At 59.9% G+C, this 1,999-nt stretch carries 2 protein-coding genes; one reads left to right on the top strand and one right to left on the bottom strand.

The window, feature by feature from the left end; genetic code table 11:
* A partial coding sequence (locus ACRXB1_RS35200) for a DNA translocase FtsK 4TM domain-containing protein (RefSeq protein ID WP_449494674.1) occupies positions 1-443 on the bottom strand: 443 nt, incomplete at its 3' end.
* A gap of 353 nt (positions 444-796) precedes the next feature.
* Between ACRXB1_RS35200 and trxB the strand changes: the two genes are divergently transcribed.
* Positions 797-1,792, top strand: a complete 996-nt coding sequence (gene trxB, locus ACRXB1_RS35195) for a thioredoxin-disulfide reductase (protein WP_061998802.1) — start codon at positions 797-799, stop codon at positions 1,790-1,792.
* Positions 1,793-1,999: the final 207 nt, after the last annotated feature.

The following is a 1,999-nucleotide window of genomic DNA, read 5'->3' as shown; positions in this document are numbered from 1 at the left end:
TCGCGCGGCACCTGCACCTTGAGCGACCACATGCGCAGCGCTTCAATGCCGTCGCTTGCGAGCAGCACCAGCACGAACGCGAAGGCCTCGGCGAGCCACGTCCGATCCTTCACCGGTTGCTCGGCCGAAGCTTCCTGATTCGTGATCCTCCGGTAATTCGCGATGATCCGCCGCGCGAGCAGCACCACCCACCAATATGCGGAAAGACCGAACAGCAGTAACAGGATGTCTGCCGTCCACGCACCGACCCGTCCCGCCCAGTTGGCGATCTGGTCGACTTGCGCGGCATGGGTCCAGCTCGGGTCATGGCGGCTGTAGCTTACGAGCGCCATGAGCAGGAACACGCCGAGCGCGACCTGCAAGATCCATCGAATCTCGGTAAAAAGGCGCGACATGCGATGAGGCAATGCCTGCGCACTTGCAGAATAGGTAGCTTTTGCCATTGATCCGTAAGGCTTTTGACCCGCCATGAAAGGCACGGCGAGCCGACAGAGTTAAGGACGCATTGTAAACGCTGCATTGCGATGATCGGACAAAAATGGGCCATGGTTTCACCCTGTAACACCCGCGTTACATGCGTCCTGCCCGCTGCAACGGCCCGTGCGCGCTATGGCCGCCATTGAAAGGATCACTCGGCGGCGCCTGGAGACACTCTTTATAATGGCGAATTCGCGCCTATTTACAGGTCATCGGCAGAAGCGCGCCGCCGGCGCAGTTTTTCTCGACCGCCCGCGCCTTTTGCCCATAAACCGCTTGTTCGCCCGGCGGTTTGGCCCTAACCAAACGGATTGCTCTCATGTCTTCGTCCAAACACGCAAAAGTGCTGATTCTCGGTTCCGGTCCCGCCGGTTATTCCGCCGCCGTCTACGCGGCGCGTGCGAATCTGTCGCCGCTTCTCATCACGGGCCTGGCGCAAGGCGGTCAACTGATGACCACGACCGACGTGGAAAACTGGCCGGGCGACCCGTTGGGCGTGCAAGGTCCGGAACTGATGCAGCGCATGCTGGAACACGCCGAACGCTTCAACACGGAAATTGTGTTCGATCACATTCACACTGCCAAGCTGACCGAACGGCCAATCCGCCTGATCGGCGATTCGGGCGAGTACACGTGTGATTCGCTGATCATCGCGACGGGTGCATCGGCGCAATATCTGGGCGTGCCTTCGGAAGAAGCGTTCATGGGCAAAGGCGTGTCGGCCTGCGCAACCTGCGACGGTTTTTTCTACAAGAACGGCGAAGTGGCCGTGATCGGCGGCGGCAATACGGCCGTCGAAGAAGCGCTCTATCTGGCTGGAATTGCCAAGAAGGTGACAGTGGTGCATCGCCGGGACAAGTTCCGCGCGGAGCCGATCCTGATCGACCGCCTGCTTGCGAAGGAAAAAGAAGGCGTGGTGGACATCAAGTGGAATCACGTTCTCGATGAAGTCAAGGGCGACGCGACCGGCGTAACCGGCTTGCAGATCAAGTGCACGGAAACGGGCACGACCACGGAAGTACCGCTGCAAGGCGTGTTCGTCGCGATCGGTCACAAGCCGAATACGGACCTGTTCGCGGGTCAACTGGAAATGAAGAACGGCTACATCATCACGAATGGCGGCCTGCAGGGCAATGCGACGGGCACGAGCATCGACGGCGTGTTTGCTGCCGGCGACGTGCAGGATCACATTTACCGGCAGGCTATTACGAGCGCCGGCACGGGTTGTATGGCTGCGCTCGACGCACAGCGTTATCTCGAAAGCATCAACGAGAACCCGGCCGTCCATTCGATGAGCGCCGAAGCGGAACGTTAAGCTGCTGACCGTTGCACCGGAGCGAAAAAGCGTCCGGAACCTTCAAACGCCGGTTTCGATCCTCTGGATCGGCCGGCGTTTTCGTTTCGGACGCGGTGAAAATCGGGCGGCCGCGCTTCGGGCGCGTCCATTTCCCCGGCTCTCATGTTAAAAAGGGGCTCCGGAAGCGGCGTATATCGCGTTGCGCCGCCGTGCATTTTCTTTTGA

Source organism: Caballeronia sp. M23-90 (assembly GCF_053574605.1).
This window is presented reverse-complemented; position numbering and strand designations above follow the sequence as displayed.